This is a genomic window from Sorangium sp. So ce281, assembly GCF_051527395.1.
Lineage (GTDB): Bacteria > Myxococcota_A > Polyangia > Polyangiales > Polyangiaceae > Sorangium > Sorangium cellulosum_B.
In genome coordinates this window covers 1984366-2009972 of sequence record NZ_CP150322.1, presented here as the reverse complement: position 1 = coordinate 2009972, position 25607 = coordinate 1984366, and the positions used below count along the sequence as shown (strand labels likewise).

Sequence of the window (25607 nt, the reverse complement as noted above, 5' to 3'; positions counted from 1 at the left end):
ACCGAGCTCCCGTCAGATCATCGGCGCTCTGTAGCCGCCGAGCTCCCGCTCGATGTGGCCGGCAAGGGCGAGGACGACATCCTCGCGGAAGGGGCGGCCGATGATCTGGACGCCGACCGGCGTTCCTCGCGACGAGGTGCCCGCGCGCACGACGACCGCCGGCCACCCTGTCATGTTGTAAGCGAACGAGTAGCTGAATCCTGCGTAGACCCCGTGCTCGACCCACGCATCGTGGGGCAGCGCCTCTAGGACACACGGCGGGCAGACGATGGCGTCGACATCCTTCATGAAGCCGAGCATCCGCCCCCGCCAGGCGTCCAGGCGCTCGACCGCCGCGGTCAGCTCCCCGCTCGACAGCGGCTCGCTCGCGAGCGCGGCGTCCACCTCGGCGCCGGGGTCCGTGGTCCCGGCCAGGTCCAGGAGCCGCTTCAGCCAGGCGCTGCCGTCCGCCCGGAAGATATCCGCGTCGATCGTGAGCACGTCGCTCAGCGCGTCCGGCTTCTTCGACTCCACCCGCGCGCCGCCCGCCTCCAGCGCCGCCGCCGCGTCCACCACCGCCTGGCGCACCGCCGCGTCCGGCGCCGCGATCCCGTTGTCGGTGTGCATCGCGATCCGCAGCTCCCTGAGCCGCACGTGCTTCGGATCGCCGAGCGGCGCCGGGATCAGCGCCGCGTCGCGCCAGTCGGGCCCCGCCAGGACGCTGAAGAGCAGCCAGAGATCGTCGACCGAGCGGGCCATCGGCCCGAGCACGGTGAACGATTGGAGCAGCCCCTCCGCCGGAACGATATGGCCCGTCCGCGAGATGCGGCCGGAGGTCGGCTTGAGCCCGGCGATCCCGCAAAAATGCGACGGCACGCGGATGCTCCCGCCGGTGTCGCTGCCCACGTCGAACGGCGAGCCGCCCGCGGCCACGATCGCGCCCGCCCCCCCGCTGGAGCCGCCCGGCGACAGGTCGAGGCCATACGGATTGTTGGTGCGCCCGTACACTGCATTGTTCGTCTCGTAAGACCACGTCATCTCGGGCGTATTGCTCTTGCCCAGCAGGATCGCGCCCGCTTCCTTGAGGCGCCGGACCACGGTGGCGTCCTCCGCCGGAACGAAATTCGTGCGCCCGGTCGTCCCGCCGGTCGTCACCACGCCGGCGGTATCGATGGAATCCTTGATCGTCATCGGCACGCCGTGCAGCGGGCCGAGGTGCTTGCCTCTCGCCAGGGCCTTGTCCGCCGCCCGCGCCTCGGCTCTCGCCTCGTCGGCGCGGAGCTTCACCACGGCGTTCAGCCGCGGATTGATCTGCGCGATGCGCGCGAGGTGCGCCTCCACGACCTCGAGCGACGACACCCGCTTCCGGCGGATGAGATCCGCCAGCTGCCCCCCGGTCGCCCGCGTGAGCTCCGACAGCGCCTCCGCCGCAGGCGCATCGACGGGCGTCATCCCATCGCATGCGCCCGACAGGGCCGCCACGCCCCCGGCGAACGCCCGCAAGAAGAAGCGGCGCGAGATCTCCCCTGTGTGCGCGGCAGCGCCCGGGTCATCGATGTTTGCTGATTCGCTCATGCTCTCCTCCCCACGGGAGCGTCGTGAGCCAGCGTCGCACGGCTCGCGAAACGCACACCGTGATTCTTCGGGTTCAGATGATGCCTTTACAGGAAACGAGCCATTGCACAGCAGGATACCGGTAATATCGAAGGGCCGCCATCGCCCCGCGGCCGACGACCCATCTACGGCGCTCGCCGCGCGCGGTTGCGGCGCCGACCACAGGTTCGACCGGAGGCGCGAACGGCGCCGCAGGCGCCGACGAGGCGCACGTCTCATCACCAGGCTGGAGGTGAAGCTGCCGCAGCCACACGCACATTTCGCCGCTCGGTAGGACGGTGTAAAGCGTCCGCGGGAGGTCTACACACGTCGTCAGACGTCCGAGAAGGGACGAGGCGCGCTCAGGCGCGCGGCGACAGGCGCATGCCGCCGTGAAGGTCGCTCGGGCCGGCTGCAGCGAAAGGAGTAGCGTCGTTCGTGCCGCCTCGACAGGGCGGGGCTCTCTGTCGCGCCCCCGGCCTTCGGGCAGCCCGGCGCAGGTCCCGCGGTCGATGCTTGACATTTTGAGTCGGCTTGGATTTCCTTCTCCCTCGGGAAACTTTGACGTGCAACTTTTTATCCGGACGTCGCCGCGCCTCGCTCGCGCCGGCGCGCGTCCGTCTGTAAGCCTGGGAGCATGGATCTATTCCAAGTCTCGGCAGCGCTGCTCTCGCTCGCTGCGATCTTCAGCTTCTTCAACCATCGGGTCCTCAAGCTGCCGACCACGATCGGGTTGATGCTGATCGCGATGACGACGTCCCTCGTCATGGTGGCCATCGGAGAGCTGTTTCCGCGGGTGGAGGCCGAGGCGAAGGAGCACCTCCATGGCATCGACTTCAACAAGACGTTGATGCAGGGGATGCTCGGCTTTCTCCTGTTTGCCGCCGCGTTGCACGTCAACCTGGCGGAGCTGAAGAAGCAGCGGGTCGTCATCGGCATCCTGGCCACCGGGGGTGTGCTCATGTCCACCGTGCTGGTGGGCGGCATGACCTACGCCCTGATGACGCTGATGGGCGTGCACATCCGGCCGGTCTACTGCTTGCTCTTCGGCGCGCTCATCTCCCCCACCGATCCCATCGCGGTGCTCGGGGTCCTCAAGCACGTGGGGGCGCCCAAGGAGCTCGAGATGAAGATCGCCGGAGAGTCGCTCTTCAACGACGGCGTGGCGGTGGTGGCGTTCATCGGGCTCCTGGAGATCGCGTCGGGGACGTCGGGCCTCGATCTGCAGCGGCTCTCGCTGCTGTTCGTCCAGGAGGCGATCGGCGGCGTGCTGTACGGCCTCGCGCTCGGCTTCGTGACGCTCGCCATGCTCCGGCAGGTCGACGACTACAAGGTCGAGGTCTTGCTCTCGCTGGCGACCGCGGCGGGCGGCTATGCCCTGGCGTACGCGATCCATGTCTCCGGCCCCATCGCCATGGTGGTGGCCGGGCTCTTCATCGGGAACGAGGCGCGCGCCGGCGCCATGAGCGAGAAGACCCGCGAGCACCTGGACGACTTCTGGGAGCTGATGGACGAGATCCTGAACGCGGTGCTGTTCGTCTTGATCGGCCTCGAGCTCTTGATCGTCGCCTTCGACGCCCAGTCGCTGCTCGCAGGGCTCCTCGCGTTTCCGGTCGTGCTGCTCGCGCGGTTCATCGCGGTCGCGCTGCCGGTGAGCCTCATGAAGAGGCGCAGGGTCTTCACCCCGGGGGCGATCCGCATCCTCACCTGGGGCGGCCTGCGCGGCGGCGTCTCGGTGGCCCTCGCGCTCTCCATCCCCGGAAAGCTCGCGGACGGTACGCTCGTTCCGGAGCGCGAGATGGTGCTGACCATCACCTATGTCGTGGTGGTCGTCTCCATCGTGGTGCAGGGCCTGACCATCGGCCCCTTGCTGCGCCGGACGCTCGCCGCCGCCGCCGCCGTCGAGCAGGAGGAGCCGCTCCCCGTGGAAGCCGCCTGAACGACCTGGAGAGGTGACATTCGCCCGGGATCCTCGTCCCTCGCGGCGCCGCTCGCCCGCGACGACGCTCAGCGGTGCACGGCGTTGATGATGCCGTCGAAGAACTCGGTGCAACCGACGTCGTCGAGCATACGGTTCCAGCCGAGCTCGTCGAACGGCTGCGGCAGCCCGTGGTTGGTCAGGAGGACGCCGATGATCTCGAGATCCGGATCGACCCACATGAACGTGCCGGCGCCGCCCGCCTTGCCGAAGGCGCGCGGCGACAGGCGCATGCCGCAGTTCGAGAAGCGCCGCGTCCGCAGCTCCCACCCGAGGCCCTTCGGCGCGAGGAGCAGGTTGTTGATGGGCGATGTGTCGGTCTCCGCCTCCGTCACGTAAGGCGTGTTGTTCTTCTTCATCTGCCGGACCAGATCGGGCCGCAGGACCTCGGCGCCGCCATAGGCGCCGCCGTTCAAGATCATCTGGCAGAAGACCGCGACGTCGAGCGCCGTGGTGAACACGCCGTCACAGCCGGCGATGCCGCCCAGCGCGAAGTCCTGCTCGTCCTGCACCTGCCCCCGCACAAGGCAGCCCCGGCGGGCGGAGTACCCCGTGGCCGCGACGCGCTCGACGAGCTCCGGGGGCGGGTTGTACATCGTGTCGCTCATGCCGAGAGGACGCCAGATGCACTCTCTCGCGATGGCGTCGAGATCTTCCCCCGCGGCGGCCTCGATCATGCGGCCGAGGAGGCGGTAGGTGAGATCGCTGTACAGCACCGATCTGCCCGTCGCGTATTCGAGCGGCGTCTCGGCCATGATGCTCCAGGCCGTCTCGACGTCCTCATCCAAGCACTGGTTGTCCAGCGGCAGACCGGACGAGTAACGGAGCATGTCGTAGACGGTGACGGCCGCCTTTCCGTTGGCGGCGAACTCCGGCAGGTACCTGGCGACCGGCGCGTCCAGCCGAATCACGCGCTCCTGCGCGAGCGCGAGGGCCGCCGCCGCCGTCGAGAGCACCTTGCTCATCGACTCGACGTCGAAGATCGTGTCGAGCGTCACCGGCTCGTCGGCGCCGGCGACCTTGCTGCCGAAGGCCCGGTGACCCACGATGACACTGCGCCGCGCGACCAGCGCGGTGGCGCCGGGAAACAGGCCGTCGTTCACGCGGCGCTGGATCCGCGCGAAGACGTCTTCCAGCCGCTCCGAGCTCATGCCCACGTCCTCGGGCCGCCCCGCGGTGAGCGTCGTCGAGCAGGCGCCTCTCCATGGGTCCGAACCGAGCGCGGGCGCCGCGGCGGCCACCGAGGCGAACTGGGTCATCCCTTGCAAGAACATCCTGCGGTTGACCGCTCGTCGTTGATCGATCATGGCTCTTCCCAACCTTGCTTTCGTGAAGAACGAATCCTTCCACGGCGTTTGCCCCCCCGGAGGGCCGGAGGCGCATTCAGCGTGGGCGTCTGGCGTGAAGGCTCGCAATTTGTACGCCAGCGTGACCTGCCGTCTCCCCTTCGAGCTGCACCGCCAAAAAGAGCTGCTACCTGCCCGCTGGTCTCAGCCGAGAGGTCCGGCGCGTCCCCTTCAATGGAGTTGGCACGACTGGAATGGATGCGCAATCGATTGCGGGATGACGCAAGCAGATGACATCCTGGACGACCGTGGACGACCGCGGACGAATGAACGCGCTGCTCCCGAGAGGCCACGGGCCCTCATGGCCTGACGTCTCCCCCGCTGCCTCTCTCGCCGTCTCTCCCCCCGTCACCCGCGCTCTTGCGCGCCAGCGGACGAGACGGTGAGCGTTCCGCTCATGGCCGAGCTCGTGAGCTCAACCTGCGCGCGGGCCGGAACGCCCAGGCTGCGACCCGCCACGCCGCTGCCATCGGGTTCTTCCCTCGCGCGACGTCAACCCACCCGCGAGCGGCCGGGAGGCGCGGCGGCGGCGGCGGCGCATCGAGCAGCGACGAGCGCGTTGACAGCGGGCGCGCCGGCGCTACCCTGGGCATACCGGTCAGGAACAGGATCCGTCATTCCACCGACCGACGAGTCATGACGGGCCGCGCTCGCGCCTGGCGACGATGGACCTGAGAGTGTCCCTGATCCCCCATGGGGTCTCGGGTGATGAGGTCGCGCCATGCGAAAGGCGGAGATTGAGGCCCTGGTGCGCGCGCACCGGGGCCGTGCCCGTCCCGTCGCGTTCTTTCATGTGCTCCGTCAGCCGTCGCTGGAGCCAGACGATCATGCCTTCCTGTCCGAGCACATCGACGAGCTCGGGACATCCGATCTCCTGCGCTGGAGGGCGCGCTGCGAGAGCGGCTTCAGCGGGCCGGTGATCCGGCAGCTCGCGCGGCTCGCGATCCAGGATCCCGCGCACTTCCAGCACGAGGTGCTGGGCGTGCCGCGCCTCGTGCTCGACGAGGAGGAGTGGATCGAGCTCTCGGATCTCGTGCGCGGCAAGGTCCCGGCGGGGATCTACGAGCGCGTGCTCGAGCGTTGCCGGCGCGAGCCTGTCCAGTGGCCCTCGGGGTTCATCCTCGCGCCCAAGGTCCACAAGGGGCTGCCGCCGCTGCTCGACGGGGACGAGCTCGACGGCCTGAACGGGGAGCGCCCCGCGCTGCGCGATCTGCCGGTCCCGAAGATCCTCGCGGCGAGGCGGGCCGGGGCGCTCTCGCTCGACGACGACGCGCTGGCCGCGCTGGCGATGGAGCGCGCGCGCGGCTCGGACGAGGACTGGAGCGTCGATATCCCCCATTTTCCCCCGGCGCTCCGGGACGCGATCCTCGAGAAGGCGCGCCGGACGCCGCGGGGCGCGGAGCGGGCGAACCTGCTCGGCTGGCTCGAGGCGCACGGCGTGGCGCGGGCCGCGCTGATGGACATCGCGCTCGGCGCGATCCGGGCGGGGGGCGACGCGTATGCCATGCTCTCCTGGCTCGCGCGCCAGCTGACGACGCGGGCGGCGTGGGACAAACACGGCCTGGAGACGCTCTCCACGCTGATGTCGGCGCGCGCCTTCTCGGAGATAGGCGAGCTCGTGACGCTCGCGTGGAGCGAGGCCAGCCAGGGCGGCAAGGAGGTCTCCCGCGGCTTCCTGGAGGCGATCCAGGTCGCCTTCGCGCTGGTGCTGCTCGGGATGGCGCGGGAGGCGCTCGCGGCGGGCCGCGAGGCGGGCGCGACGGCGGCGCTGTCGGCGCTCGCGTGCCTCGACCCGCCGTCGCGGGTGAGCCGCGCTGTGCACGAGCTCCGGCGGGTCCCGGGCGCGAGCCCGGACGTGGTGGAGCTCATCGCCGTGAACGAGCGGCTGGTGAAGCACAGCGACGCGCGCGACGCCTCCCTGGAGGGCTTCGTGGCGGCCCTCCACGCGATCGCCGACGCGTCCTCGTGATCGCCGCCGGCGCGGCGCCGCTCGCGGCGGCAGCAGCGGCGCGTCCGCTCGCCGCCGGCCGCGCGTGACGTAGCGCCGGGGGGCGGGCAGCGCGACGCGCCGGGTGACGTGCTGGGCGCGCGGCGCGCCCCCAGCGCGGCGCAGGACGCCGGGACGCGTGGGCGGCGCGGCCGAGCGCCTCGCCTCCCAGCGCGGGATCGACCACGGACGCCGCTTCCAGCGCGGGCGGCGGGACCGCCTTCGTTTCCATTGCGCTGGACGACCGTAGCCATCGTTTCCAATGCGATGGCCTCCGGTCGATTTCAATTTCAATGCGGGGACCGGCCTTGCCTCCCCCTCGAACGTCGACTCTGGAGGAGCACGCCGATGGCGTTCATCAACTATGCGAGCCGGGAGATCTACTGCAAGATCGTCTATTACGGGCCCGGCCTCTGCGGCAAGACGACGAACCTTCAATACGTCTACGATCGGACGGTGCCGAGCGCCAAGGGGCGGCTCATCTCGCTCAAGACCGAGAGCGATCGCACGCTGTTCTTCGACTTCCTTCCGCTCGATCTCGGGGGCCTGTCGGGCTTCCGGACGCGCCTTCAGCTCTACACGGTGCCGGGCCAGATCTTCTACAGGGCGAGCCGGAAGCTGATCCTGAAGGGGCTGGATGGCGTCGTGTTCGTGGCGGACTCCCAGCGCGCCCGGGTCGACGCGAACGTCGAGTCGATGGCCGATCTGTGGGACAACCTCGCCGAGGAGGGCCGCTCGCCCGGGCGGCTGCCGTTCGTCGTCCAGTACAACAAGCGGGATCTCGACGGGATCGCCGACATTGAGGAGCTCCGGGAGCTCCTCAACCCGGGCGGAGCGCCCGAGTTCGAGGCCGCGGCGGCGAGCGGGCGCGGCGTGTTCGATACCCTGAGGGCGATCTCGAAGCTCGCCCTCAAGGAGGTGCAGCGCCGCCAGCGGTAGGGCCTCCGCGAGCGCCGATCTGTTGCGGCCGGCGCGCGCCGGGCTCACCCTGCCGGAGGGAGGACACGCCATGACACAGAGATTCGCCTACCACGTCATGCCGGACCCCGACGGCTGGGGCTGGGTGGTCGCGGCCGAGGGATACGTCACCCGCTCGCTCCCGTACGGCACGGTGCAGGAAGCGATCGAGTCCACGGAGGACCTCGTCCGCCAGCACCCGGGGAGCACGCTCGTCGTCGACGAGCAGCCGCCGCGGCTCACGCCGATCGAGATAGAGCACCGGCTCGCGGCGTGACCGCGGCCAGCTCGCCCCGCCGGGCCACGCAGGCATCTGAACGTTTGTCCACACCGTGTGGATTATCTGTGGGTAGCGGTCGGGCCAGCTCACGCTCTCGTACGCCGCAGGCACCCGGAAGTGCTCGACGGCGCTCGGGCACGGCGGCGCGCTGCACGTCAGCGGCTTCGTCCGCTCACGCCCGGGGCTCGATGTGGATCGCCCCTGTCGAGCGCTCGCGACCCCGCGCGCTCGACGAGGGGGTCGGTCCCGTCACTTCCGGTACTTCGCGAGCCTCAGGCCGGCGCCCTCCGTGCCGTCGGCCACCAGGCCCGCCATGACCCGGGCGCCGGTCTCGTTGAAATGGGTGCCGTCGACCGAGCCGTCCGCCCGGACGAGGAAGAAGTCCTCGCCCGCCGCCACGCATCCGATCGAGTTCAGGTGGGCGAGCGTCTTCGCGTTGAGATCGATGACGGCCACGTCCAGCTCGTCTCCGAGCTCCCGCATCGCCTTCGCATAGGCGCTCAGGCCGTTGCCGAATTCGTGGCTGTCCCCGGAGCACGATCGCCGCGGGGGCGGGGTGACCAGCACCGGCGTCGCGGCGCGCCTCTGCGCGCCCGTGATGTACTGCTCGAGGTACGATTTGAAGTCCGTCGCGGGGTCCAGGTAATAGGGAATGGTCGCGCCGTCGTGCTCGTATGTCGCGGTCTTGTTGCTGTCGTTCGTGCCGAACTGCACAAGGAAGTAGTCTCCGCTCTGGATGTCCTCGAGGACGTCGTCGAGGCGGCCCTCGTCGATGTACCGGCGCGCGGTCCGGCCGCCGATGGCCCGGTTGTCGACGCGCACCCGCTCGTCGAAGAACTCTCCCAGCATCTGGCCCCAGCCCGCCTGGTGAAGGGCGCTGTTCACGTAGGTCTGAACGGTCGAGTCGCCGGCGATGTACACCGTGACATCCGGCAGCTCGGCGCTCCCGCCGCCGCCTTCCGAGCCGCCTGAAGCGCTCGTCGTCGCTCCGGCCGCACCGCCGCCGCCACCGCCCCCCTCGCCCGCGCCGCCCACACCCGTGGCGCCGGGGCCGGAAGCGCTGCTCGCGCCGCCCGCGCCGCTGCCGGCGCTCGTGCTGGTGCTGCCACCGCCACCGCCGCCACCGCCGCTGCCTGTGGTCTGCGTGGCAGGGTGATCGTCGGGGTCTCCCGAGCTGCACCCCCCGGACGCGAGGCCGATGCCGGCGACGAAAGAATGAAGCACGACGGTCATGAAGATAGGCCGAATTCGCATGACGAGCTCCTGAAGGAAAACAGTGTGTGACGAGCACGCGTCGGGTGCGTGCCCGGAGGGACGTACGTGGCCAACGAAGTTCAGCGCGAGCGCCCGGCTCATCCGGCACGACGCGCAGGTGCCGAGGTGGGCGTCGAGGGCGAGCCGATCCGGCTTTGTCGCGACGCCGCGGCGCACCCGCGTGAGGAGCTCGCTCCGACAGTCGGCGGCCACGTCTCCCTCCCCCGGAAGAGCTCGGCCAGCTTCGCGTTGTTGGCGAGCGCGCGCCGCAGCGCCTCCTTGCCGAGCCGGAGCCGACTCCAGACCGTGTTCGGAGAGACGCGGGCGAGCGCGGCGATCTCGTCGACCGTGTAGCCAAGCACGAAATGGAGGGCCAGCGCCTCCGCGGTCGCCTCGGGCATCCCGTCGAGCACTTCGAGCACCATCTTGCGCCGCCGGCTCGAGACCGCCTCGGCGAACGGCGACGCGCCGCGCTCGTCCGGCGCCACGTCGATCGGCGCGCCCGGCTCGTCAAAGCGCGCGCGCGCTGAGGCGCCGGCGCGCGCCGAGCGCTGTCATCACGGCGATCCGGTTGGCGAAGTGGAGCACGGTGCACTCCGCGCGAAAGGACGGCAGCGCCTGGAGCAGGGCGAGCACGGCCTCCTGGGTCACGTCCTCGACGTCGGGGTGATGCGGGCCGAGCACCTTCCGCACGCTCCGCAGCATGGCGCCGCCGAGCTCGGTGATGAGCGTGCGGATCGCCGCCGGATCGCGCGCCGCGGCGGCGCGCGCGAGCCCGAGCAGCTCGTCCGCCCGCGGAGGCGCTCCCTCCGGCGGCGCATGGAGGTCAGTCACGGGCTTTCGCATTCTGGCGACGAGGGTGGAGTCCATGAGTCCCGATCATCAGGGCGCGCAGCGCGGAGCCCGGCGACGGCGGCGCGACCAGCACGACTGCGGGAAGTCGGAGAGGGGGAAGCGAACCGCCATGGCGCCAAGGGCGCCAAGAAACCAGGGGAATGGGAGGGAAAAATGCCGGGACGGCGCTTCTTCTTCTCCCTTGGCGACCTTGGCGCCATGGCGGCTTTTCTGCCGATCCGGGGCAACTTCCCGCCGTCGTGCTAGGGCCCCCCGGAGCGCGGAAAGCCGTCGGTGTCCCACGCCAGCTCGGAGATCCGCAGCGTGGGGGCGCCGTTCGATTGCGCGTCGTAGGCGTGATAGACGTTGTAAGAGCGATCGCCGGAGAACAGCACGGCGTTGTGCCCGGGCCCTCGCCAGCGGGAGCCTCCTTCCACGACGATGCTGCCGCCGCCGGACATCATCGGTGTCCCCTCCTTGTCGACGTACGGGCCTGTGATGCTCTTCGAACGACCGACGGCGATCTTGTAGGTGCTGTCGGTCCCGCGGCAGCAGGCGTCGAACGAGACGAACAGGTAATAGAAGCCGCAGCGCCGGACGATGAAGGGCGCCTCGAGCGCCCCACGGGCGTCGGGGCGGGCGGCGAGGGCGTGGAGCTCCGCGTCGGCCCGCTCCCCCGACGGGGCGAGCTTCACCATCTTGATACCGCTCCAGAAGCTCCCGAACACGAGCCACGGCGTCCCCTCCTCATCCATCGCGACGTTGGGATCGATCGCGTTCCAGTCGTCCCGCGCCACGCCGTCGTTGGAGCAGATGGCGGCGCCGCGGTCCGTCCAGGGACCTGCCGAGTCGAGCGATGCCTTCGTCGCGTGCCCGATGCACGACCGGTTGCTGCCGAAGGTGGAGGCGGAGTAGTAGAGATGGTAGGTGTCCCCGAAGCGCGAGATATCGGGCGCCCACAGGTCGCCCACGCCCGGGACCTTCTCTTCCAGCCAGGCGGGCTTCGCGTCGAACACCCGACCGGCGGCCTGCCACGCGGTGAGGTTCGACGAGCTCTTCATCGGGAGCCTGTCCCCCGTCTGGAACAGGTAGTAGCGGTCGCCGGCCTGGAGGATGGCCGGGTCGTGGGTCCCCAGGTTCCCGGACAGGGGCAGCGCCTCTGGCGGGCTCGCCGGATCGTAGAGGGCATCGGCGCACCTGTCCGCGGCCCCTCCCGCGCCGCCGCTGCTGCCCGCGCCGCCGCTGCCGCCCGCGCCGCCGCTCCCGCCAGCGCCGCCGCCGCTCCCGCCAGCGCCGCCGCTGCCGTCCGCGCCGCCCACCCCGACCGTCGCGCTCGGATGGCCTCCCGCGCCGCTGCTCGCCGTGGTGGAGGAAGCGGTGCTCGTGCCGCCGGCCCCGGCGGCGCCGCTGTCCTGGCCGCCTGAGCCGGAGCCTTGCACCGAGGAGATGTCCGTGCTGCAGCCCGCGAGCGTTGCGACGACGCCGATCAGGAGGCTCCACGTGGGCGCGGACACCTGTCGTCGCCGCGACCGGCAAAGCGTGAGACGCATCTTGAACTCCTGAGGATCCATGGGCGGATCATCCGTCGAGGTGCTGGCCATGGGGTCGGCTCGATGTCCTCCGGGACGAGTCGTCCCGCTCTCCCACGTGGGCCGGAGCGCCCACGATCCACCATCGGTAGCCCGAGCTTCTCGTGGAGCGCCAAAAACCGTCTTCGAAGAAATTTTACACCGGGACGGCGATGCAACGAATCATCGCGCGCTGTGCGCTGGATCGAGCCCCGTCCCTGGCGACGCGGGCAGGTCGCCTCACCCGATGCCGGCCTCGCCCGGCGGCGCGACGTCGGCGTCGCCCCCGGCGGCCTGGAGCGGCACGCGGGGGAACCACAGCGCCGCGATGAAGCCGGTGACCCCCATCGCCGCGATGATCCAGAACACCGTCGTGAGGCCGGACGTGAGCGCCTCCCCGAGGTGCTGGAGGATCGACGGATCGAGGTCGCGCGCCCCCTCCGCCGTCAGGAGCCGGCTCGCGGCGTCCGCGGGGATCGACGGGTCCTTCGCGAGCTGGGCCGTCAGCACGCCGCCCATGATGCCCACCGCCACGACGCCGCCGAGCAGCCGGGAGAACATCGTGCTCGCGGTGGCGATCCCCCGCTGCTCCCACGCGACGCTGCTCTGCACCGCGATGAGCAGCGCGACGTTGGACAGCCCCATGCCCACGCCGAAGACCAGCGTCGTCGCGCGGAGCGCCAGGGGCGTGTCGTGCGCCCCGCCGAGCGCGAGCGCGAGCCCCGCCGTCGCCGTGACGCCGAGGCCGATCCAGATGAGCGGGCGGAACCCGACCCGGGGGATGAGCCGCCCGCCGATCGCGCTCGCGACCGGCCAGCCGATGAGCATCGGCGCGATGGCGCTGCCGGCGTCGGTGGGGGTGCCGCGGAGCACGCCCTGCACGAAGAGCGGCACGAACGTGATCGTGCCCACCATCGCGCCGCCGAGGATCGCGCCGGCCACGTTGGAGATGAGCATCACCGGCCGCCGGAAGAGCGGCAGCGGGATCATCGGCTCGGGGGCCCGGCGCTCGACCGCGAAGAACACGGCGAACAGCGCCGCCGACGCGACCGCCGCGAGCAGCGTCGTCCCTCCGCCCAGCCTCCCCGTGGCGAGCAGCAGCGCGACCACGCCGGCGGACAGGAGCGCCGCGCCGAGGAAATCGAGCTCGTGAGGCCGCCTGTCGATGCGCTCGTGGAACGAGGTCGCCACGAGCGCGACGGACGCCGCGCCGAACGGGATATTGACGTAGAAGACCCAGCGCCAGGAGAAGTAGTGCACGATGAGCCCGCCCACCATCGGGCCGATGATGCCGAACAGCCCCCAGGCGGCCCCGAAGACGCCCTGGATCCGCGCGCGCTCGTTGAGATCGAAGATGTCGCCCGAGATGGTCATCGCCATCGGCTGCATCGCCCCGGCGCCGGCCCCCTGGAGGGCGCGGAAGGCGATGAGCTGCGGCATCGTTTGCGCCGCGCCGCTCGCGATCGAGCCGAGCAGGAAGACGGCGATGCCGAAGAGCATGATCGGCTTGCGGCCGTAGATGTCCGACAGCTTGCCGCAGATGGGCACCAGCACCGACGACGTGAGCAGGTAGGCGGTGGTGACCCAGGCGTACTGTTGAATCCCGCCGAGATCGCCGATCACGGTGGGCATGGCGGTGGCGACGACGGTCGATTCGAGGGCGGCCATGGCGAGGGCCAGGATCAGCCCGGCGACGGTGAGGGCGCGGTGCGTCTTGCGTTCGGAGGCCATGCGGGTCGTGGGGATGTGGTGTGGATGAAGCGGCGCGGCAAGCAGGATGCCGCGCCGCGCGCCGGGGCGGAAGGCCCGGCGAGCGCGCCGTCGGGCCGCCCGCCGCCGGGAGGTGACCTTCGCGGATCCGCGCCGCGTTGGCCGATGGCCGAGCGCGAGACGAGAACAGGTGGGGATACCGCCGCTCGCGCGGTCGGCGACCGCGCTCGGGGCAAGATGCGCGTCAACGTCTTGTGAGCAGAGATCGTCGCATGACGAGCGCCCGGGGGTGGGTCCCGCAGAGGGGGCGGTGCGACCGGAGAGGCTTCAACCGCGCTGCTTCACGCGGCGAGCACCGACGACCGGGTCATCACCTGGCTCACGCCGTCCGTCTCGGGGTCGGCCACGGGGGCGCTCACGGGGTGCGCGAGGGCATAGCGCAAGAGCTCGTGTGTCCACGGCTCGAATATCGTGAACACCTCGTCCGCGAGCGCGATGTACCGCGCGCGCGTCTCGGCGTCGAGCGGGATGCGCGCGAGCTCGGCGTGGTCGGCGTTCACCGCGTGGCCCGACTCGCGCTCGAAATGGAACGAGCCGCAGTAGCGCAGCTGCGTGTCGAGGCGCTTCTCCAGGGCCTCCGCCAGGGGAAGCATCGCCCCGAAGAGCACGTTGCCGGTCTCTTCGATCGCCTCGATGATGACGAGCCGCTCGAGGCCCGTCGTGCCCTTGATGAGCGCGGTGAGCCGCGCGGTGAGGATCCGATTCTGTATCGTCTCCTCACCCCAGAGGAAGTTCAGCAGGTCCGTGCTCCGGCCCTCGACGTCGTAGCCGAGCTTGGACAGATCCTCCAGGTACCAGGGCCAGTGATGGTCGTCCTCGCGGGTGTGGGCGTTGACCATCTCTTGGTATTTGTCCGCGGCGTGCTCCTCCCGTAATACGAATTTGTTCAGATCACCGAAGCTCAGGATGAAGTACGCCATGCATGGATAGAACGCGAGCCGCTCGCTCGGATCGAGCAGTTCGTTACGCATGTGCTCGAACAGGGGTAGACGAGCGTATGCCTGCTTCTTCTCGAAGATGTGCCGCAAGACCTGCCGCATGAGCGATCTCCTTTTCGGCCGTGGGGTGTCAGTTGGTTGAACAATCCCTCTGTTTACATGAACCAAGCGCCGCGAGCGCCTCGAGAGGCCTCAAGACGAGATCACGGCGCACCGAACATGGACGCTGCTGATGGACCTCACCTCGGTTGAAATCCTGCGCTCTCCCCTCGCGCTGCATTCCGAGCTTGATTACTGGAATTTTCCACCAACCACCTCAGGCGTTTCTGCAACGCTGCGGGGTGCGTCCAGCCGGTGCATCCACTGTAGCGCAAGCCCAACGTAAGTTGCACCCACAATCTTGAGATCACCATTCAAATTTGAAACGGCGGCCGGTGGGCGAACCGGCGCTGGGGTGCGACATGGCGAGCGACGTTCGAGATTGGCTGACGGTTGATCCTGCGGGACGCCCGAGAGCACGTGGCGACTCGATGGACCGAATGTGGAAGCGGGCCGCGGTCATTGCCTCGTCCCATGTCTCCCCGTCCTTCCCATGGGGCGCATGTCGCGGCTCCCAGTGTTCTGGTGAGGTGCTGGCTGGTCCCACACGCGCGTACCTGTAACGATGGCGCGCCGGTGTCGACGGCGCCGACCGAGGACGGCCGCCGCGAAGGTGCAGCCAAACAGCTTGAATGCCGGCGGTCGAGGCATGTAGCTTGCCGGTTGTGCCGTGAAAGACCAAATCGACTCAGCTCTGATCGTGGAACCCGAGAGCCGCGCGCTCCCGAAGAGCGGCCCCATGCGGGCGGAGATCGTGCGGCTGGTCCGTGAGAAGCGCTACGAGGAGGCGCTGGCGGTGCTGTACCGGGCGCGCGCGGAGTCGCCCGGCGATCGCGAGCTGCAGGCGAGCATCGAGCGGATCAAGGAGTTCCTCGCGGGCGCCTACGCCAAGCGGCTCGGCGGCCTGGATCAGGTGGCGGGGCCCATCCCCGTCTCGGCGGGTCGCTCACCCGACGCGCTCCTGGTGGCGCGGTACATCGACGGCTCCTCGACGTTCGACGACGTCATTCATATGTGCCCGCTCGGGCGGCTCCGCACGCTGCAGGTGCTGGTCGGCCTCTACACGGGGAGCGAGGTGGCGTCGCCGTTCAGCGACCGGCCGTCGGTCTCCTTCCGGCCGCAGCTGGACACGCTGCCCTCCGAGGCCGGCGCCGATCCGGGGCCGCCGACCATGCCGGAGCGCGGCCTGGCGCGGCGATCGCCGGAAGCTCCCCCCGCGAGCGGGCCGATGCCCCCCGCGAGCGCGCCGTTCACGCCACGGGTGTACGAGACCGAGGAGGATCGGCTCTACCGCGAAGCGTTCGCCCGCGGCACCGCCGCGTTCGTGCAGCGCCGCTACGACGCTGCGATCGAGGCGTTCGAGGCGTGCGCGCGCATGCGCCCGGGTGATACGGCGTCGTCCGTCATGCTGCGCCGGGTGCGGCGCGACACCGGAGGCTGATGGCCATCGTCGTGATCGCCGTTCCCGATCTGCGCGAGCGCATGCGGTGCATCCGCGTCATCGCCGGGCAAGCGCCGGTGAGCGCCCTCGGCGCCGCGACCTGGGAGGAGCTCGAGCAAGCCCTCGATGGCGTGCAGAGCGCGGAGCTGATCATCTATGCGCCGTCGCTCCCGGGCGGGCCGGAGGACGCCGTCGCGCAGCTCCTCCGCCGCACGGCGCGGCTGGTGCTCGCCGTCAACGATGGCGTGGAGGTCCCGGGCGCGGCGAGCACCACGCGGGTGACGTGGCCCATCGCCGAGGAGACGCTCATCCTCATGGCGCACGCCGCGGGCGCCCAGTCGGCGCCGATCGGGATGAACTTCGTGCCCGTCGACTTCTTGCAGATGATCTGCATGTCCGGCGAGTCGCACGTCCTCGTGGTCAGCAACGCGAGCGCCGACGTGGGTCTGATCGAGGTGCGGCGCGGCCAGGTGTGGACGGCGTTCGACGGCCTCGGCGTGGGCGAGGAGGCGTTCGCGCGGCTCATCCGCCCCGAGATGCGGGTGCGCGTCACCCCGGCCGTCGGCTCGACGAAGGAGCGCACCATCTTCAAGGACCTGTCGGAGCTGGTGCTCGACTCGCTGCGCCGGATCGACGAAGGCAGCGTGGAGGCGCCGCCGCCGATCTCGTCGAGGCGGATCGAGATCGCGCTCATCTCGCCGGAGCAGCGCGCGGCCCGCATCAAGCAGCTCAACGCCGACGCGCGGCGCCTCTTGATGGAACGCAGCTACAGCGAGGCGGCCTGCGTCCTCATCGACCTCTCGACGCTCGACCCCGCGTCCAGCCTCGTGCGCGCTAACCTGGAACAGCTACGCAAGCTCGGATACCCAAGATGACCCGATCCATCGCATTCGCCAGCCTCAAGGGCGGAGTCGGAAAGACCACCGTGGCGCTCAACTGCGCCTTCGCCTTCGCGCGCCGAGGCGCGCGTACCTTGCTCGTCGACACGGATCTGCAGGGCGCCATCGGCATGTCGCTCGACGGCGTCAGCGACCGGCCCGGCCTGGCCGCGAACCTCGCGCGAGGCGGCCCCCCGCTCGAGGGTCTGGTGAAGACCCGGCTCCCGGAGCTCTGCCTCTTGCCCATGGGTCCCGTCGACGCGCTCGATGAGGATCGCTTCGCCATCAACGCGCGCGAGGCCAACATCGTGGGGCGCATCCTGGAGCACAGCCAGCGCGACTTCGACCTCGTCCTCTTCGACACGCCGGCCGGGCTCGGCGGGATGTCGCGCATCGCGCTGGAAGAGGTGGACAGCGTCATCGCCGTCGCGCAGTGCGAGCCGCTCGCGCTGCGGGCCATGCCCCGGCTGCTCGAGCTCCTGGCGCGGCTCCGCGACATCGGCTCCGCCTGCTCCCTGCTCGGCGTGGTCGGCACCATGAGCTCGTTCCGCGATCCGGTGCTCTTGGCCTCGCTGGAGGAGCTGTGGTCCCTCTACCGCGACCAGGTCTTCGACACCGCGGTCCCGCGCGACGGCACGTTCCTCCAGGCGAGCCGCGCGGGCGTGCCGCTCGGCCTGCTCAGCCGCCGCCCTCCGGCGGTCTCCGCGGTGTTCGACAAGCTGGTGGCCGAGATCGAGGAGCGCCTGGGCTCCAGTGCAGGAGGCGAGGATGACGGTCCGATCCGTCTCGTGGACTGACGCGCAGCGGGTGACCTCGCTCCTCGCGCGGGTGACCGCGACGCGGTCGCGGGAGCCCGCGACGCTCGTGACCGCCATGGGGGCAGCGCGCGCCGGCGCGCCGGGGAAGGCGGCGCCCGTGCCGGCGAAGGCGGCGCCCAAGGAGGTGAAGCAGGTGAAGGAGGTGCCGCGCCTCGTTCAGACCTCCGACAACCCGGCCGATCGGCTCGACACGCTCGTCGCCTGGACGCTCGATCACCATCCGTGCGTGGGCGCCTTCGTGGCCGACGACAACGGCCTCACGCTGGCGGCGCACGGCATCTCCGAGGCGCACGTGTCCCTCGTGGGGCCGCTGCTCTCGGCGCTGGTCGGCGTCCGCTCCATCCCCGGCGTCGACGCCACGGCGGGCGCGCTCTGGCTGGGCGCGCAGATGATGTCCTGGGTCGAGGCGCGCACGGCGCGCGGCGGCTTCTGCCTCGGCACCGTGGGCGACGAGGCTCTCTCCACGCGGTCGTTCGAGCAGCTGAAGGAGGCGCTCGCGACGACCTTGCGCGGGCTGTAGTACATCCGGGTTTTCAATGCGGGCGCGCGCGCCCAGGAGCGACGGAAGCACGATGATTGACACCAAAGTCCTCGAGGCCGCAGTCCATGATCTCCGCAGCATCCTCCGCGACGGGCTGCTGGCCACCGACATCTGGGAACGTACGGCGGGCCTGTCGCTCGCCGGCTTCAACCAGCAACCGGTGGCGGTGGCCCTCTTCACGCGCATCACCGAGGAGCTGGACAGCTCGCTGCGCGACTCGAACTTCCCTCCGCTAGGGCGGTATTACCTGCTCGACATGGCGGGCAACCACACCGTGGTGGTGCTCAACCACGGGAACCTGCTCCAGGGCATGCTGGTGGACAACAAGCGGGCGAACCTGGGGATCCTCATCTCCGTCGCCATCCCGCGCATGATCGAGACCATCGCGCACGCGAGCGAGCGCTGAGCTGCGCGGCACCCCTCACCGGCCACGATGGTCATTGCGGCCCCATTCTTCGGGCGAAGTCCTCCATGTTCTCCCGAGATCCGATGACGTCGCGCAGCGCGCCGATCGCCTTGGTGCGCCGCTTGTAAATCACCGAGAGAGGTAGCCCTGCGTCTTCGGCGATCTGGGCCATCGAGACTCCGTCCAGATCGTGTGCCACGAGGACGAATCGCAGCTTCGGATCGAGCTCGTTCACCGCGTCGAGGGTGCCCGTCCTGATGCTGTCGGATTCCATCGTAGCAGCGGCATCCGGCGCTGGATCGGCCACCTCGATCAAGTCGACGAGCTCCTCCCTGCGGTGCTGCAACCGCTCGTGGTAGTGCGCGGCGACGTGTACGGCGATCGCGTTCAACCAGCGTTCCGGCCTGCCGCGCTTCGGATCGAACCTGGGCCAGCTCTCCCAGGCGTTGAGCCAGACTTCGCCTGCGACGTCGGCACGGTGCGACAGCGGGACCCCCAGCCTCGCCAGCCAGCGCGGTACGGCACGAACCAGCGCCGGGCAAAACAAGCGCGCGTGCGCGGCGGCACGCTCGTCTTCATCCGACGGACGACCCATGGCTTCACCCTCCCTCGCGGAAAATCGCCCTTCATCCGATGATGCCGCGTGCCCGCACTCCTGCGGCACCGATCCGCGGCCTTCCCCGCAGGCGTCTGCGCCCCAAGGAAGACGCCAGCCGTCATCGCGAGCCCGAGCGGCGAAATGAGCCACATCGCGCCAAGTAAATCCTCCATCCCATCCATCGCGTTTCGTCTCCTGGACGTGAACGTCCTTGTCAGAACGCCAGACAGATCTCGGCCTTGCGCTGTCCGAAGACAGCACCGGCATCACCGCCTGCCAGCTGTCGGCGGGGTGCCGGGGACTCAGCGAATTTGCATGAGGAGCGCTTCACGCTCTGCGGCGAGCTGCCCTTGCGGGAACTCCCGCGCGTGCGTCTCAAGCGATCGGCGCGCCTCTGCATCCGCGAACGCGTTATGGTCCGCGATGGCCCTTCGGGCCTCATCGATGAGGCTCTGCTCGCGCTCGCCGACGGCTGGGACCTCGGCGCGAACCGGGAGCGAGGGCCGACCGACCGGCGCGGCTGCCGGAGCAGGCAACCGCGCGCCTCGGTCCTGCGCCGCCTGCGCGATCTCCGGCGCGGCCGTCGCGCGCACGGGGAGGTGCGCCGGCGGCGGCGCGATCTCCTCCACCGCCGGTGCGGGTGCAGGAGCGCGCACCACCGCCGCCCGCAACCACGAACCCGGGCTGAACGCGTCCGGCAACGTCGCGATGACCGCGCCGGTCAGCACGACGACCGCTCCCTGCACCAGGATCTTGATACCCAGGCGGCCTAGCTTGCTCAGCCACCCCTCCCGGCCACGCAGATCGAAGGCGAACGGGACGCACGCAGCGTCGTCCCATCCGCGCGAGCGTTGCCGCGCCTTCCGGCGTTCCACGGCCGCGGAGAGGTCCTCGAGCGCTCGGAGGTAGTGTGTGCTCACCGTCTTCGGGTTGAGCCCCAGCTCGGCGGCGATCTCGATGAGCGGCACCTCCTCGAGCGCGTGCTTGATCAAGACGTCGCGGTACTTGGGCTCGACCTGGTTGATCAGGTCACGGAGGAGCGCCTCCCGCTGCTGGCGGCGCAGCATCTCTTCCGGGGTCGGGCACTCCGCCTGAAGCTCGTGATCGTCGAACGACGTCAGGACCTCCCCCCGACGGCGTGCGTTCCGGAGGTGGTTCCGCGCCTGATTCAGGACGATGGTGGCGCCGTAGGCCGCCCGAGCCTCCCCGAGCTCGACCCGCTGATTCGCTTCCAGCTCCCGCAGCAAGGCGTCCTGCGCGAGGTCCTCTGCGTGTCGCGCGGGGACACCGAGGCGCCGCGCGAGGCGCCGGAAGAACTCGAAGCCGGTAGGGGTGCTGCCTGGCTCTCCCATCACCGGTAGAACACCTGAGTCCCCTCCAGGGCTTCAAAAAAGCGCAGGGCTGCCCCAACGTCGGTCGGACAATGTGCGACATGCGACCTTCGGGTCACCTGGCTGCATGATCAGTGATCAGGGGTCGCCGCATTCCCCGATCGGGCAGGAATTTCTCATCCGATCATTCAGGTCATGACACTTTCCTTGGTCGTTGACGCGTCACGGCTGGCGTCAGTACTGTCCACGCATGCGTTTATTGGCGCGGTCGCTGTGGAGTTGCCTGATGCTTGGCGTCGCGATCGGCACTGCGCATTCGGTCCGTGCGGAAGACCGGAATCCAGCCTCCGCACGAAGCGACGGTGCGATCGTAAAGGACCATCTTCGCCGCGCCCGGCGAGCTCGGGCATCTGGCCAGCGGGCCGAGGCACACGCCGCTTACATGGCGGCGTTCGAGGCGATCGACGCGACGTCTGTCACAGAGAGAGAGTCCGCCGAGATCGCCGGCGAGCTGGGCCTCTACGAGCTCGAGCTGCGCAAACCCCGTGACGCGGCGGAGCACCTGGCCTGGAGCCTTGAGCGGCGGAAGGCGCTCTCTCCTGCGCAGCTAAGAAGATTCACGGACGGACTGGTCACGGCGATGTCCTTCGTCCACACGCTCCATCTGTCGGTGGACCCGCCGGATGCCGAGGTGCTCATCGACGGTACGCCCATCGGCGCGCCGAGACGGACCTACACGCTGTACTTCGAGCCTGGCAAGCACCTGGTGCGGGCCCGAGCGCGGGGCCGCGCGGAAGGATCGCAGGGGCTGGACGCGATGGCGAAAGCGGAGACGACCATGACCCTCAATCTGTCGAACGTGGCGGCGACCAGCGCCGAGGAGGGCGCGGTGGCGAGCCCGCCGAAGGAGGCAGCCAAGGGGTCAGCGGCGGTGGCGAGCGCCGCGCGAGCGCCGGGGCCGCCGGCTTCCTGGCCGGGAACGGTGCGGATCGGCGGCATCGCCGTGGCGACGGCGACGGCGGCGGCAGGCGCGCTCTTTCTCCTGCGGGCCCATGTCGTGCACGGCGATCTTCGCGAGGGGGACGTCCGGCGCCGCGCGCAGGGCTGGACGTCGTCGACGTGCCGGGACGCGAACGCGCCCGCGGCCTGCGCGGACATCCATGGCCAGATCGAGGAGCGGAATCTGTTCGCCACCCTCGGCAAGGGTTCGCTGGCGACGAGCGCCCTGTTCGGGGTGGCGACGGCCGCCTCGTTCTTCACCGAGGCCGCGCTCTTCGGGACCGCGCCGGCCGCCGGGGGCCTCCGCGCCGCGCCGGTGGCGACCGCCGAGCAAGCGGGGCTGATCGTTTCGGGCGCGTGGTGAGGCGGAGGGAGGGAGAGCGGCTCATGGGTCGTGGTCTTGAGGATCGAGCTCGCAGGATGGCTCGTTGCCTCGCGCTCCTTGCGCTGGGCTCGACGGGCGCCGCCGGCGTCTCCGGCTGCTATTCCGACAGCTGTGCAGAGGGCTACCTGTGCGAGAGTCCTCCTCCCCAGCCGTCGCCCTGTGACGGCGACCCGGCGAGGGCGCCGGCCCTGGATGAATGCGGGGTGTTCGTCAGCGAGCAAGGCGACGACAACAGCCCCGGTACCCAGGGAGCACCGGTGAAGACCCTGCACCACGCGATCGGGCTCGCCGCGCACGGGCGAGGCCACGGCGAGGAAGCGACCCGGCGCGTGTACGCGTGCGGCGGGGAGTTCGCGGAGACGATCACGCTGCCCTCGGGGGTCGACCTCTGGGGCGGGCGCCTGTGTGACGGCGGGGATTGGTCGTATGACGGGTCGTTCGGCGGGCCTGATCACCCGACGATCATCGCTCCGCCGGGGGGGATCCCGCTGCGGGTCCTCCGGGAGGAGGGGAAGGCGGTCGCGGGGGACGACACGACGTCGGTGATCGCCGGCGTGCGCGTCGTGGCGGCGGACGCCTCGGCGCCGGATGGCAAGTCGTCGATCGCGGTGATCTTGAGCACGGGGGCCACGGCGATCGTGCAGGACAGCGTGATCGTCGCGGGCAACGGCAAGGACGGGGAGCCGGGAGAGGACGCAGACACCGAGCGGGCGCCGGACGGCGTCGTAGGGAACAACGGCACGAACGCATGTACTGTAGACGCTGCGGTGGGCGCCCTTCCGGTGGTCACCGTGTGCGGCGACGGCATCGAGTCGACGGGCGGCTACGGCGGTGACGGCGGACTCGACGTGGGCGGCGATGGCGCACCGGGACAGCCGGCGCTCGCGGAGATTTCGGAGCGCGATGGCCGCGGAGGGCTCGGCGCAGATCTCACGAGATGCGAGGACGGGAACGATGGCGCAGACGGCGCCGACGCCGGTCGCGCCGATGGCGCCTTCGGCCCAGGCATTCTCAGCGACGATGGATGGACCGGTGTCCGTGGCAAGGACGGGACGAACGGCGGCGTCGGCTACGGGGGCGGCGGCGGAGGCGGCAGCAAGTCGCGCGGGGAGATGTTTGCGTGCCCCGCACGTCTCCCCCAGGGTGGTGCGGCTGGCGGCTCGGGGGGAAGCGGGGGCTGCGGCGGCAAGGGAGGCAAGGGCGGCGACTATGGCGGCGCGAGCATCGGTATCGTCGCGCTGGAGGGCACGGAGCTGACTGTCGCGAACACCGACGTGTTCACAGACAAAGGCGGCAACGGCGGGATCGGCGGAACGGGCCAACCGGGCGGCGTTGCGCAGAGCGGCGGTCACGGCGGGCTCGGTTATGCTGGAGCCGATATGTGGGACGCGTGCAAGGGCGGCAAGGGAGGCAAGGGCGGCCGCGGCGGCGATGCCGGCGGCGGGCTCGGCGGCGCATCCGTCGGCATCGCCTACGTGGTGCCCAACTTCTCCATTCGACCCGGGACCACCATGGTTATCGGGGACCCCGGTACCGGCGGATCCGCGGGGAACGCCGGCACGGAGGACGAGGTGGGCAAAGGGGAAAGCGGCCCACGAGGTCAAATGGTCGCCTTCCCCGCGGCAGGCGAGCCGATCCATTGAATCGCGCCGCGCGACACGCGGCCATCGAGGGATGCCCATGAACCTGAATTCCGCGATCCTCCTCGTCGTTGCGCTGCCGCTCGCCTCGGCCGGCTGCGGGACCGCACCGGGGGTGGACGACCCGAACGGTGCGCCGCCGTGCGACGGACCCTCGACGTGTGGAGGCGATCCGGTCCCCGAGTCCGTCTGCCTGGAGCAGCTTGCGAAGGGTCAGCTGGTCGACGGCTGCGGCGTGTTCGTCAACCATCCGTTTTTCGGCGGTGACGACGCGAACCCCGGCACGAAGGACAGGCCGGTTCGTTCCCTCCAGCGCGGCATCGAGCTTGCGCGCACCGAACGCGGTCGCGTGTTCGCCGCGAGCGATAGCTTCGAGGAGTCCATCACGCTCCCCTCCGGGGTGGATATCTACGGAGGCTTCAATGTCGTCGATTGGGAACCCCTGAAGGACACTCCACTCCCGTCGCAGGGCATGAGCCATATCCTTCCCTCGGTCGGGCAGATCGCGCTGATCGTCGAGCCGGCCCGCGCCGGCGACACGGGGGCAGCGGACGGGGTCTCGATCATCGATCACATGTTCATCCGCAGCCAAATACATATCGGGATGATCGTTCGGTCGGGCGCCGCGGTGGAGATCGTCGGAAGCTGGATCGACGCCGACTACGGATTGGGGGGCCACGATGGGGACAAGTGGCCGGGCCGGGCAGCGGACGGACCGGACGGGCAGTATGGGGGAGACGCGTGCTCCGCAGCGACGGTCCCGGGTGGGGCTCGGGCGGTGAACTCCTGCGAGGGAGGGATCCCGAGCGCCGGTGGCAAGGGGGGCGACGGGCTCGCCGACGGCGCCGGAGATGGGGAGGACGGCGAGCCCGTACCCGAGCCGAACCCACGGCACCAGGGAAGTGGAGGACGTGGCAGCCGGGCAGACGGTGGTTGTTACAGCGGCGCCACCGGAAGAAGCGGCATGTGGGGCGCCGTCGGCGCACCGGGCAAGGGCCGCGGGCGGCTCGATGAGACCGGATGGCACGGCGATTGGGCCGGCGACGGCGCCCGGGGGATGCCGGGCCAAGGCGGCGGCGGGGGCGGCGGGCGTCGCGGTGGGCTCGCGGTGTGCGGCGTGGCCACCCAGGGCGGCGCCGGCGGCGGCTCCGGAGGCGCGGGCGGTTGCGGGGGGCGGGGCGGCCGAGCAGGCGGGAACGCCCAACCGAGCATCGGGATCCTGGCGCTCCACGCGAAGGTGACGGTGCGCGATAGCTTCATCATCAGCGACGACGGGGGCCAAGGCGGCGACGGCGGGGAGCCGGAGGAGGGCGGCAAGGCCGGCCGAGGCGCTCCAGGAGGCGCCTTGGGGGACGGCATGTGGTCCTGCCAGGGGGGCAGCGGCGGCCCCGGAGGCGACGGCGGCTACGGCGGCCCCGGGCGCGGTGGGGACTCGATCGGCATCGCCTACCTCGACGAGGGCCAGCTCACGCTGGAGGACGTCACCTTCGAGATCGGGCTGCCGGGCCCGGGCGGCACGAGCTGGGATTGGTCCGGCGACGTGCTCGCGGGGGAGGACGGCATCGCCGTCGAGACGCAGCGCTTCCCTGAATAGGATCACGACACCTCAGGCGAACTCTGTAAACGGTGTGACCGGCGTACGCCTCGGGCGATCCGCCATAGCGTGATCGCGGGAACCATCGCCGCGCTCCAGCCGATTGCGGCGACGGCACTGCCGACCGGAAGGACGAGGGAGCGGGCCCCCTCCGGGGTGCGGGCGGTCTACCGCTTCAGCGACGGCGCCTGAAGCCGAGGACGAGCGCGGCGCCCATGCCGACGAGCACGAGCAGGGCCACGGCGACCCACACCCAATCCCGGGGATCCGAGCTGAAGGAGACAGCCACCACGCCGCACCCGGGAGAACACGCTCGTTTCATCAGGCACCCATCCTTTTCATCAACCACCGCCGCCGGTCCGCCGGAAGGTGCGGACCACGCCGCGGTATTCC

General features: G+C 70.3%; 23 protein-coding genes. 12 read left to right on the top strand and 11 right to left on the bottom strand.

Annotation, left to right across the window (positions count from 1 at the left end; genetic code table 11):
• Window positions 1-12 precede the first annotated feature (12 nt).
• On the bottom strand, window positions 13-1554 hold the full coding sequence (locus WMF27_RS07645; RefSeq protein WP_437769579.1) for an amidase: 1542 nt from the start codon (window positions 1552-1554) through the stop codon (window positions 13-15).
• Window positions 1555-2209: 655 nt separating this feature from the next.
• Here WMF27_RS07645 and WMF27_RS07640 point away from each other — a divergent pair.
• The gene (locus WMF27_RS07640; RefSeq protein ID WP_437944055.1) at window positions 2210-3511 is read left to right on the top strand and encodes a cation:proton antiporter; all 1302 of its coding nucleotides are present in this window, start codon (window positions 2210-2212) and stop codon (window positions 3509-3511) included.
• A 68-nt stretch (window positions 3512-3579) separates the two neighbouring features.
• Here the strand turns inward: WMF27_RS07640 and WMF27_RS07635 are convergent, their stop codons facing one another.
• Entirely contained in the window at window positions 3580-4857 is a 1278-nt protein-coding gene (locus WMF27_RS07635) for a serine hydrolase domain-containing protein (RefSeq protein WP_437944054.1), read from the bottom strand.
• Window positions 4858-5617: 760 nt separating this feature from the next.
• Here WMF27_RS07635 and WMF27_RS07630 point away from each other — a divergent pair.
• The 3 genes from WMF27_RS07630 (at window position 5618) to WMF27_RS07620 (ending at window position 8117) form a co-directional block, all read left to right on the top strand.
• The gene (locus WMF27_RS07630) at window positions 5618-6865 is read left to right on the top strand and encodes a hypothetical protein (RefSeq protein ID WP_437944053.1); all 1248 of its coding nucleotides are present in this window, start codon (window positions 5618-5620) and stop codon (window positions 6863-6865) included.
• A gap of 366 nt (window positions 6866-7231) precedes the next feature.
• A complete protein-coding gene (locus tag WMF27_RS07625) occupies window positions 7232-7822 on the top strand; it encodes a GTP-binding protein (protein WP_437769583.1) in 591 nt (196 codons plus the stop codon).
• 70 nt (window positions 7823-7892) lie between these two features.
• Window positions 7893-8117, top strand: coding sequence for a DUF2188 domain-containing protein (locus WMF27_RS07620; RefSeq protein ID WP_437769584.1), 225 nt, complete (start codon window positions 7893-7895; stop codon window positions 8115-8117).
• 252 nt (window positions 8118-8369) lie between these two features.
• Here WMF27_RS07620 and WMF27_RS07615 read toward each other — a convergent pair whose 3' ends face one another.
• From WMF27_RS07615 to WMF27_RS07590, 6 genes are all read right to left on the bottom strand, one after another.
• Window positions 8370-9374, bottom strand: a complete 1005-nt coding sequence (locus WMF27_RS07615; protein WP_437944052.1) for a rhamnogalacturonan acetylesterase — start codon at window positions 9372-9374, stop codon at window positions 8370-8372.
• Between the two features lie 98 nt (window positions 9375-9472).
• Entirely contained in the window at window positions 9473-9862 is a 390-nt protein-coding gene (locus WMF27_RS07610) for an RNA polymerase sigma factor (RefSeq protein ID WP_437944051.1), read from the bottom strand.
• Between the two features lie 22 nt (window positions 9863-9884).
• Window positions 9885-10208, bottom strand: coding sequence for an RNA polymerase sigma factor (locus tag WMF27_RS07605; RefSeq protein WP_437944050.1), 324 nt, complete (start codon window positions 10206-10208; stop codon window positions 9885-9887).
• A 263-nt stretch (window positions 10209-10471) separates the two neighbouring features.
• Window positions 10472-11779: an arabinan endo-1,5-alpha-L-arabinosidase gene (locus WMF27_RS07600; RefSeq protein ID WP_437944049.1), complete on the bottom strand. Its 1308-nt coding sequence runs from the start codon at window positions 11777-11779 to the stop codon at window positions 10472-10474.
• Between the two features lie 237 nt (window positions 11780-12016).
• Window positions 12017-13507: an MDR family MFS transporter gene (locus tag WMF27_RS07595; protein ID WP_437944048.1), complete on the bottom strand. Its 1491-nt coding sequence runs from the start codon at window positions 13505-13507 to the stop codon at window positions 12017-12019.
• A gap of 320 nt (window positions 13508-13827) precedes the next feature.
• Window positions 13828-14586 carry a hypothetical protein gene (locus WMF27_RS07590; protein WP_437550773.1) on the bottom strand — a complete coding sequence of 253 codons (759 nt, stop codon included), beginning with the start codon at window positions 14584-14586 and terminating at the stop codon, window positions 13828-13830.
• 697 nt (window positions 14587-15283) lie between these two features.
• On the opposite strand from WMF27_RS07590, the gene WMF27_RS07585 reads away from it, so the two are divergent.
• The 5 genes from WMF27_RS07585 to WMF27_RS07565 are packed head-to-tail and all read left to right on the top strand — an operon-like array spanning window position 15284 to window position 18667.
• The gene (locus WMF27_RS07585; protein WP_437769589.1) at window positions 15284-16024 is read left to right on the top strand and encodes a TRP-like protein; all 741 of its coding nucleotides are present in this window, start codon (window positions 15284-15286) and stop codon (window positions 16022-16024) included.
• Window positions 16024-16899 carry a DUF4388 domain-containing protein gene (locus WMF27_RS07580; protein WP_437944047.1) on the top strand — a complete coding sequence of 292 codons (876 nt, stop codon included), beginning with the start codon at window positions 16024-16026 and terminating at the stop codon, window positions 16897-16899. The genes WMF27_RS07585 and WMF27_RS07580 overlap by 1 nt, the downstream gene beginning before the upstream one ends.
• Window positions 16896-17699 carry a ParA family protein gene (locus WMF27_RS07575; RefSeq protein WP_437944046.1) on the top strand — a complete coding sequence of 268 codons (804 nt, stop codon included), beginning with the start codon at window positions 16896-16898 and terminating at the stop codon, window positions 17697-17699. The genes WMF27_RS07580 and WMF27_RS07575 overlap by 4 nt, the downstream gene beginning before the upstream one ends.
• Window positions 17671-18240 (top strand): hypothetical protein, encoded by a 570-nt coding sequence (locus WMF27_RS07570; RefSeq protein ID WP_437769592.1) that lies wholly within the window; start codon window positions 17671-17673, stop codon window positions 18238-18240. The genes WMF27_RS07575 and WMF27_RS07570 overlap by 29 nt, the downstream gene beginning before the upstream one ends.
• Window positions 18241-18292: 52 nt before the next feature.
• Window positions 18293-18667, top strand: a complete 375-nt coding sequence (locus tag WMF27_RS07565; protein WP_437769593.1) for a hypothetical protein — start codon at window positions 18293-18295, stop codon at window positions 18665-18667.
• A gap of 31 nt (window positions 18668-18698) precedes the next feature.
• On the opposite strand, the gene WMF27_RS07560 is transcribed toward WMF27_RS07565, so the two are convergent.
• Both WMF27_RS07560 and WMF27_RS07555 read right to left on the bottom strand, forming a co-directional pair.
• Entirely contained in the window at window positions 18699-19262 is a 564-nt protein-coding gene (locus tag WMF27_RS07560) for a sigma-70 family RNA polymerase sigma factor (RefSeq protein WP_437944045.1), read from the bottom strand.
• A gap of 305 nt (window positions 19263-19567) precedes the next feature.
• The gene (locus WMF27_RS07555; protein WP_437944524.1) at window positions 19568-20617 is read right to left on the bottom strand and encodes an RNA polymerase sigma factor; all 1050 of its coding nucleotides are present in this window, start codon (window positions 20615-20617) and stop codon (window positions 19568-19570) included.
• 421 nt (window positions 20618-21038) lie between these two features.
• On the opposite strand from WMF27_RS07555, the gene WMF27_RS07550 reads away from it, so the two are divergent.
• Genes WMF27_RS07550 through WMF27_RS07540 form a run of 3 tightly spaced genes read left to right on the top strand, consistent with a single transcriptional unit; the run spans window position 21039 to window position 25214 of the window.
• A complete protein-coding gene (locus WMF27_RS07550) occupies window positions 21039-21959 on the top strand; it encodes a hypothetical protein (RefSeq protein ID WP_437944044.1) in 921 nt (306 codons plus the stop codon).
• A 56-nt stretch (window positions 21960-22015) separates the two neighbouring features.
• A complete protein-coding gene (locus WMF27_RS07545; protein WP_437944043.1) occupies window positions 22016-23623 on the top strand; it encodes a hypothetical protein in 1608 nt (535 codons plus the stop codon).
• A 37-nt stretch (window positions 23624-23660) separates the two neighbouring features.
• Entirely contained in the window at window positions 23661-25214 is a 1554-nt protein-coding gene (locus WMF27_RS07540) for a hypothetical protein (protein WP_437944042.1), read from the top strand.
• A gap of 175 nt (window positions 25215-25389) precedes the next feature.
• Here the strand turns inward: WMF27_RS07540 and WMF27_RS07535 are convergent, their stop codons facing one another.
• Window positions 25390-25536 carry a hypothetical protein gene (locus WMF27_RS07535; RefSeq protein WP_272098690.1) on the bottom strand — a complete coding sequence of 49 codons (147 nt, stop codon included), beginning with the start codon at window positions 25534-25536 and terminating at the stop codon, window positions 25390-25392.
• Window positions 25537-25607: the final 71 nt, after the last annotated feature.